Origin of the sequence: Micromonospora sp. NPDC000089, assembly GCF_042899365.1 — a bacterium.
Lineage (GTDB): Bacteria > Actinomycetota > Actinomycetes > Mycobacteriales > Micromonosporaceae > Micromonospora.
On record NZ_JBIAZT010000022.1, the window covers coordinates 59,114 to 68,134 of the forward strand.

The following is a 9,021-nucleotide window of genomic DNA, read 5'->3' on the forward strand; positions in this document are numbered from 1 at the left end:
AGTCGTCCAACGGGGAGGATGATGGGATGGCGGAAGCGTCGCGCGCTAATGACCCAGTCCGGGAGCGATTTCACTTCTTGGTAAATGCCCCCGCGCTTTTCAACGCGGTTACCACGGCAGTCGAGCTTCGGATATTCAGTCTCCTGGCAGACAATCCTGGCTGCGACTTCACGGCATTGCAGACGGCAACTAAGGTCCCGGGGCATCAGCTACGCGTGCTGTTGCAAGCCGTATGCGCGACCGATCTCCTTGAGCGTCGGGACGGCAGATATTACAACTCCGCGGTGGCGGCCGAATCGCTCGCGTCGGACGACGACGACAGTTGGGGACACATCCTCGTCGGCTGGAAGGAGGTCTACTACCCGGCCTTCGCCCAGATGACGGAGGCGCTGCGGGCGGGAACCAACACCGCCCTGAGTAGATTCCCCGGCAACGAGCCCACTCTCTACCAGCGACTGTCCCGAGACCCCTCGCTCGAAGCGGTGTTCCACCGAGCGATGAGTGCGTTCACGCTCCGCTCGGTCGACGGGCTCGTGCAGCGCGAAGAGTTCAGCAAGGTCAGCCACCTGCTCGATGTCGGTGGCGGTGACGGCACCACGTCGGCCAGACTGGTCGCCCGCTACGAGGGTCTGCGCTGCACGGTCTTTGACATGCCGAGCGTGTCGCGGCTCGCCGCGGATGGACCGTCCGGCCGATTGTCGGACCGGGTGGACCTGCACCCCGGTGACATCTTCAACGACGACTTCCCCGTCGGCGCCGACGCCGTCCTGTTTAGTCATGTGCTGGAAATCTTCGCTGAGGAGCAGATTCTCGGGCTCATGAAGAAGGCCTACGACGCGCTTCCCGCGGGTGGGCAGGTCCTGGTCTACGGATACAACGTCTCCGACGATGAAACCGCCGGCATCTTCGGCGCCCGGCTCGGTCTCTACTTCAACGTACTGGCCAGCGGGCAGGGAATGGCCTACCCGGCTCGGGACTACGAGCAGTGGCTCCGCCGCGTGGGCTTCCGGGAGGTGTCCACAGTGAGTGGCCTTCCGTATGAGCACGGCCTCACGCTGGGCGTCAAGTAGCCCGGTGCGCCGACGTCAACCGGCCGAATTCTCAACCTGAATCAGCGGCCCACCCGTGGTCGGCCCCATGCCCGGAGCCGACGTCGACGCCTGCTGCCTTGGTCAACGCTGTGCGCCGTCAGGCAAATGGCGGTGGTAGACGGACGCCGGATGATCCGGCAACTCGCGGCTGCCCCCTGCCCACCCCGTCGCATCACGACAAAGGAAGTTCATCATGTCTAACCCCTTCGACGACCCGGACGGCCGGTTCCTGGTGCTCGTCAACGACGAGGGTCAACACTCGCTTTGGCCCGAGTCGCTGGCCGTGCCGGCTGGCTGGACGACGACGTTTGGCGCCGCCGATCGGCAGGCGTGTATCGACTACATCAGCGCCAATTGGGTGGACCTGCGGCCGCGCAGCCTGATCGAGCAGCTCGGCCGGGATCACTGACCGGGACTCCACCACACCGGACTGCGCCAGGTCGCTCCGCCGCCGGGCAGCCGATGATTCCCTCGACACAGGAGACGCAGCCCATGACCGTCACATCAGTCCTGGAGAGATTCGAAGCGCAGGCCGCCCGCACGCCCCACGTCGCCGCACTGCTGGGCGAGGGGTACGAGCTGCCGTACGGGGAGTTGAACGCCACCGCCGACCGGCTGGCAAACCACCTCACCGACCTCGGCGTGGGGACGGCGCAGCGCGTCGTGCTGGCACTGCCGCGCGGCCTGCGTCTCGTCGTCGCGGGACTGGCCGTGTTGAAGGTGGGCGCCGACCCGCTGTCCGGCGAGGACTGGTCGACCGCACAACTCGGCGAGATTATTCGGACGGCGCGGCCGGCTCTTGTCATCGGTCAGGAGACCGGCGTAGCGGTGGGTCAGGTTTGCGCCGAGGCAGGCGTGACGTTCCTGGACGTGACGAGCCTACGGCTGCCGGCGGTCTGCAATCAGGCCGGATATGTCACGCCTACCGGCACCGACGTGGCGGATCTCCTCGCCTCGCTCATCGACACCGACGGTGCGCCGAGGCGCGACCTGCGGCCCGCGGTGGCAGCGACACCTGTACTGACGTCCTACCCCATGTCGCCCGCGCAGCAGCAGTTGTGGTTCCTGGACCAGTATGAGGGACCCAGCCCGGCGTACAACATGTCGCTCGTTCACCGACTGCGTGGTCGCCTGGACGTGCCAGCGCTGCGGCGGGCGTTGGGGGACGTGGTGGCCCGGCACGAGACGCTGCGGACCGTGTTACGGGAGGTCGACGGTCGACCGGTACAGGTGGTGTTGCCGCCCGCCGCGGTGGCCTTCCACAAACTCGCCTGTGCGGAGTCGGAACTGCCGGACGTGTTGGCGCAGCAGTCGGACCACATCTTCGACCTGACGGCACAGCCGCCGCTCCAGGTGACGCTGATCTCGCTCGGGCCGGACGATCACGTACTGATGCTGTTGTCGCACCTTGCCGTCTGCGACGGGTGGTCGCGGCAACCACTCCTGCGCGACCTGGCGCTGGCGTACGACGCGCGGGTGGCTGGCATCGATGTTTCCTGGACCGCCTTGTCCACCCCGTACCGGGATTACGCCGCGAGGCAGCGCGCGCTGGTGGAGGGCGCCGGATCGGTGTCGGATCGCCAACTTGAGTTCTGGGAGCGGGAACTCGCCGGAATCCCGGTGGAGATGGACTACCCAACCGACCGGCCGCGGACGACCGCCGCGGCACGGGGCAGCGGCACCTGCACGGCGGACTTCGGCACCGACCTGCACAACGCGATGGCGACGGTGGCCCGGGCGACCGGAACGACCATGTCGATGGTGGCGCACGCCGCGCTGGCGACCGTGCTGACCCGTCTCGGTGCGGGCAACGACATCCCGATCGGAACGCAGGTGGCCGGGCGGACCGATCCCGCACTCGCCGGCCTCGTGGGATGTTTCGCCAACCCGCTCGTGATCCGGGTGGACACCTCCGGCAACCCGACCTTCGAGGACCTGCTGGCCCGCGTACGGGCGACGACTCTCGCCGCAGACGAGCACCAGGACGTGCCGTTCGACCGGGTGGTCGAAAAGATCAATCCACCTCGGTCGCCGGCCCGGAACCCGATCTTTCAGATCATGCTGAACGTCTGGCCCGACGACACCCAGAAGCTTCGCCTGACGGGCCTGGCGGCCACCGATCTGCCCGGGCGTCCCCAGTTGGGCACGCTGGACATCGCTGTGGATCTGCGGGCGACGCTGCTGGCCAACGGGCAACCGGGCCCGGTTCAGGCCGAGGTGGGCTACGCGGCCGGCATGTTCGGCGCGGCCACCGTCCGCACGCTGCTGGACCGCCTCGCGCGGGTCATTTGCTCGGCCGCGGCGGAGCCGAACCAACGCATCTGTGACATCGCCATCCTCTCCGCCGAGGAACGGGCGCAACTGTTGGCGCAGGGTGCCGGGCCGGCGCCCGACCGGACCGCCCTGCCGCAGCGCACGGTGGTGGAGGCATTCCGGCAGCAGGCCGCGAGCACACCCCTTGGTGTCGCCGTCCGATGTGCCGGCCGCAGCCTGACGTACCGGGAACTGGACGAGCAGTCCAACCGGTTGGCTCAGCGGCTGATCGCGGCGGGAGTGGGCCCGGAATCACCGGTGGCGACCTTCCTGGACCGCACGGTGGACCTGGTGGTGGCGCTGACCGCGATCCTGAAGGCGGGCGGCTACTACGTGCCCTTGCACCACGCGGCGCCGCTGGACCGGATGCAGTGGGTGCTGCGTGAGTGCGGCGCGCAGGTGCTGCTGAGCGACCGGGTGATGAGCGAGCGCGGGCTCCCCGAAGCTGACCGGGTGGTGTTCGTTGACGACCCGGAGACGGCTGCGCTGCCGGCGACAGATCCCCTGGTGGCCGGATACCGGGACCAACTCGCCTATGTCATGTACACCTCCGGATCGACCGGCCAGCCCAAGGGCGTGGCGATCACCCACGGCGACGTCCTGGAACTGGTCAGCGATTCGATCTTCGCTCCGGGTGATCATGATCGGGTACTGCTGCTGACCCCCTACGAGTTCGACCCGTCGACGTACTCCTTCTGGTATCCGCTGCTGCACGGTGGAACGGCCGTCATCGCACCGGCGGCCGACCTGACGGTGGAGCGGCTCGCCCGGCTGATGCGCCGGGAGAAAATCACCGGCGTCGATATCACCGCCGGCCTGTTCAGGGTTATGGCCGAGGAGGACCCGGCCTGCTTCGCCGACGTTCGAGTGGTGATCACCGGCGGTGACGTCGTTTCGCCCATCGCGGTGCGACGAGTGCTTGAACGGTGCCCCGACCTTTTGGTACGCAGCAACTACGGTCCCACCGAGACCACTCTCTTTGCCACCTCGGCACCCTGGTGCCGCGCGGCGGATGTGCCCGCCCCGGTGCCGATCGGTCGTCCGCTGGACGGAATGTTCGCCTACGTGCTCGACGAGCGGCTGGGGCTCGTGCCAGGCGGCGTCGTCGGAGACCTCTACCTGGCCGGCGCAGGGCTGGCCCGGGGCTACCTGGGGCGGGCAGACCTGACGGCCGAGCGCTTTGTGGCGAACCCCCACGGCGCCACCGGCACGCGTATGTATCACACCGGGGACCGGGTCCGATGGACCTCCGACGGCCTGTTGGACTTTGTCGGCCGCGCCGACGGGCAGGTAAAAATTCGCGGGTTCCGGATCGAACTGCCCGAGATCGAGGCGGTTCTCGGTGCCGTCCCCGGCGTACGGCAGGTCGCGGTGGTCGCTCGTGAGGACCAACCGGGCGACAAGCGGCTGGTGGCGTATCTCGTCGCCGACGAGGAGGACCTCGACGATGCCGCCGTCGACCGGCACCTGCGGCAACAGCTGCCCGAATACATGGTTCCCAGTGCGATCGTGCGGCTGGGCAGCCTGCCCCTCACGGCCAACAACAAGGTCGACCATCGGGCGCTGCCAGCTCCCCAGATGGCCGACCGTTTCGAGTTACGCCCGCCGAGCAACGAGACCGAGGCGGTGCTCTGCGACATCTTCAGCGACCTGCTCCACCTGGACCAGGTCGGGGTCACCGAGAATCTGTTCGAACTGGGCGGACACTCGCTGCTGGCAACCCGGCTGGTATCCCGCATTCGCGTCGCTTTCGGCTGCGAACTGACGATCAAGGCAGTGTTCGAGGCACCGACCCCGGCCGGTCTGGGAAAGCTGGTCAGCCAGGCGCCGACCGCGCGGCCCGCGCTGCGCCCGGCGGTACGCCCCGACCGTGTTCCGTTGTCTCCAGCACAGACCAGGCTGTGGTTCCTCAACCGGTTGGAGGGACGCTCGGCGGCCTACAGCCTGCCGCTCGCCATCCGCGTTCGCGGCTACCTTGATCCGGCGGTGCTCGAGACCGCCCTGGGCGACGTGTTCGCCCGGCACGAAAACCTGCGCACCATCTTTCCCGAGATCGACGGGCGGCCCTATCAGGTTGTGCTACCGGTCGATCAGGTTCGCCCGACCCTGCCCGTGCAGCACGTCGAGGACGTCGAGGCGGCCCTGCACGCGGCCAGCCGGGTGCCATTCGACCCGACGACAAGCGTGCCGCTGCGCGCCCAACTGTTCGGCCTGGCCCCCGACGAGCATGTGTTGCTGCTCACCCTGAACCACATCGGTAGCGACGGTTGGTCTATGCGCCCGCTCGCTCGCGACCTGCGGACCGCGTACGGCGCCCGGCTGGCCGGGCAGGCACCGGACTGGGAGCCACTGCCGGTGCAGTACGCCGACTACACCCTCTGGCAGCAGACCGTGTTGGGAGATCCGGAGGATCCGGCGAGCCTGGCCGCCCGGCAACTGGACTATTGGCGGCTGACGCTCGACGGCTGCGTCGAGGAGCTGGAACTACCCGCGGACAACCCTCGTCCGGCGGTGGCCAGCTACCGCGGCGCGCGGCTGCCCGTCACGATGGACCAGCAGGTACACGAGGCGATCGTCGCGCTCTGCCGGGGTACCAACACCACTGTCTTCATGGTGCTGCACGCGGCCCTGTCCACCCTCCTGCACCGCCTCGGTGCCGGAACCGACGTCCCCATCGGCACCCCGGTGGCCGGGCGCACCGACGCCGCCCTCGAAGACCTGGTCGGGTTCTTCGTCAACACCCTGGTGCTGCGGACCGACGTTTCCGGTGACCCGAGCTTCCGCACCTTGCTGGACCGGGTCCGCCAGACCGACCTGGCCGCCTACGAACATCAGGACGTGCCGTTCGAGCAGGTCGTCGAGGCTCTCAACCCGGGACGGTCGCTGGCTCGTAACCCGTTGTTCCAGGTCATGCTGGAGGTGAGCGTCGAGTTCGAGAGATACCGGATCGATCTGCCGGGCCTCGAGACGCGGGCGGAGCCGCTGGACACCGGTACCGCGCTGTTCGATCTCCTGTTCACCTTCAACGAGCGGTACGCGCCGGACGGAACGCCGGTCGGCATCACCGGCGCGCTGGAGTTCTCCACCGACCTGTTCCGCCCGGAGACCGCACGGCTGCTCGCCGACCGGTTCCGCGTCCTGCTGAAACGTCTCGTCAACCGGCCCGATCAGCCGCTGTCAGAGCTGGACCTGTTCCTGGATGGCGAACGCGACCGGGTCATGCATGCCTGGAACGCCACCCGGGTGCCGCTGCCCGCGATATCGTTACCTGAGCTGGTCCAGCGGCAGGTGGCCCAGCACCCGCAGGCGCAGGCCGTCCGCGCGCACGACGGACACCTCAGCTATACAGAGCTGAACGCGCAGGCCAACCAGCTCGCACACCTGCTGCTGGCGCGGGGGATTGGACCCGGCAGTTGCGTCGGTGTGGCCCTGCAGCACAGCCGACTGCTGGTCGTCGCGTTCCTCGCCGTCCTCAAGGCCGGTGCCGCCTACCTGCCGATCGACACCAGCTACCCCGAGAACCGGATCCACTTCATCCTCGATGACACCAACCCGGCGGTGATACTGACCACCGAGCGGGATGCGTCGTGGCTGCCCGGCGAGTTGTGGGTCCTGGACAGGCCCGCGGTCGGCACGAGCCTGGCGCAAGCGCCCGAGCACGACCCGACCGACGCGGACCGGCCGGCTCCGCTGACCGGGGAGACGCCGCACTACATCGTCTACACCTCGGGCTCCACCGGAAAGCCGAAGGGCGTGGTCGTCCCTGCTCGGGTGCTGATGAACGAAGTCGCCTGGAACTCGTCCGTGATCCCGTACCAGCCCGGGTCCCGGGTCTCCCAGTTCGGCTCGATCGGCTTCGACATCTCCGAGTACGAGATGCTCATGGCTCTGCTGAACGGCAAGGCGCTGTGCGTACCCGACCAGGACACCCGCTCCGACCTGAGCCGGTTCGCCGCTTGGCTGGACCGGGAAAAGGTCACCGAGTTCAACGCGCCCGACCTGGTCATCGCGGCGGTGTACGAGGCCGCCATGGAACAGGGGTTGGCACTGGACTCGTTGCGGCACGTCATCCAGGGCGGCGAGGCGCTGCAACTCACCCCACTCGTCCGGGAGTTCCACGCGGCCCGCCCAGCCCTGACCCTGCACAACCAGTACGGGCCGTCAGAGACCCACTTCGTCACCGGAACGCCGCTGCCCAGCGACGTCGATGACTGGCCGGCAACGCCCTCGATCGGCGCGTCGATCTGGAACACCCAGCTCTACGTGCTGGACTCGCGGCTGAGCCCGCTGCCGGTGGGCGTCGCCGGAGAGTTGTACATGGCCGGCGACTGCCTTGCCCACGCGTACCACAACCGTCCCGATCTGACTGCTGCACGTTTTGTCGCGAACCCCTTCGGCGATCCGGGCGCCCGGATGTACCGCAGCGGCGACATTGTCCGCTGGCGTGCCGACGGCATGCTGGACTTCCTCGGGCGGGTCGACGACCAGGTTAAGATCCGCGGCGTCCGGATTGAGCTGGGCGAATTGAACGCCGTGATCGCCGCCCATCCGGCGGTCGCGCAGGCCGCGACCGTGCTGCGCCGGGACCGCCCGGGCGACAAGCGACTGGTGGCATACATCGTGCCCACCCCGGGGGCCGAGACTCCGTCCGCCGCGGCACTGCGTCGGCACGTCGGGGCGGCCGTTCCGGAAGCGGTCATCCCTGCGGCCTTCGTCGGGATGGGCGCGCTGCCGCTGAACACGAACGGCAAGCTTGATCGCCGCGCCCTACCGGCGCCGGACTACAGCACGGTCACCGTGGTAAGCAGAGAACCGACGACCCTGCAGGAGGAGATCCTGTGTGGTCTGTTTGCCGAGGTGCTCGGCGTCGACGTGGTGGGGGTGGACGACAACTTCTTCGACCTGGGCGGGCACTCATTGCTCGTCACCCGTCTCATCTCCCGCCTCAGGGTCGCCCTCAACCGTGAGGTGGCGGTGCGTACGGTGTTCGAGGCGGCCACGCCGGCCGGGTTGGCACGGCGGTTGGACACCGCCGGGCGGGGCCGTACCGCGTTGAGCGCCATGCCGCGCCCGGAGCAGGTGCCGATGTCGTACGCGCAGCAGCGGTTGTGGTTCCTCAACCAGCTCGAAGGTCCCAGCGCCACGTACAACCTGCCGGTGAGTTACCGGATCCGCGGGCCACTGGTGGCGTCGGCGCTGGAGGCGGCGCTGACCGACCTGACCGAGCGCCACGAAAGCCTACGGACGTTGCTGCGCGAAGTGGGTGGGCGGCCGGTGCAGGTGGTGCTGCCGGCCGCATCCGTCGCCCTGCACCGGATCGCCTGTCCCTCCGAGGAACTGCCGGACGTCATCCGGCCCCTGCTCGATCACCCGTTCGATCTGGCGGCTGAGCGACCGATGCGGGCCACCCTCATCTCGGTGGACGGTACCGACGAACAGGTGCTGCTCCTGCTGTTCCACCACGTCGTCAACGACGGCTGGTCACTGCGGCCGCTGGCCCGCGACCTGTCTGTGGCGTATCAGGCGCGGGTGGCGGGGCGGGTTCCGCAGTGGGCGCCGTTGCCGTTGCAGTACGCGGACTATGCGTTGTGGCAGCGGTCGACGTTGGGTGCTGAGG

3 protein-coding genes are annotated in these 9,021 nt (G+C 68.3%); all 3 read left to right on the forward strand.

Going from position 1 to position 9,021, the window contains the following annotated elements; genetic code table 11:
- The first annotated feature begins 26 nt into the window (after window positions 1-26).
- The gene (locus tag ACFY3U_RS26660) at window positions 27-1,070 is read left to right on the forward strand and encodes a methyltransferase (RefSeq protein ID WP_387206567.1); all 1,044 of its coding nucleotides are present in this window, start codon (window positions 27-29) and stop codon (window positions 1,068-1,070) included.
- 214 nt (window positions 1,071-1,284) lie between these two features.
- A complete protein-coding gene (locus tag ACFY3U_RS26665; RefSeq protein WP_387206569.1) occupies window positions 1,285-1,500 on the forward strand; it encodes an MbtH family protein in 216 nt (71 codons plus the stop codon).
- Between the two features lie 83 nt (window positions 1,501-1,583).
- A partial coding sequence (locus tag ACFY3U_RS26670) for an amino acid adenylation domain-containing protein (RefSeq protein WP_387206572.1) occupies window positions 1,584-9,021 on the forward strand: 7,438 nt, incomplete at its 3' end.

Coding starts and splice junctions, on each gene's coding strand:
- ACFY3U_RS26660 (WP_387206567.1), top strand. CDS start 27: ATGGCGGAAGCGTCGCGCGCTAATGACCCAGTCCGGGAGCGATTTCAC.
- ACFY3U_RS26665 (WP_387206569.1), top strand. CDS start 1,285: ATGTCTAACCCCTTCGACGACCCGGACGGCCGGTTCCTGGTGCTCGTC.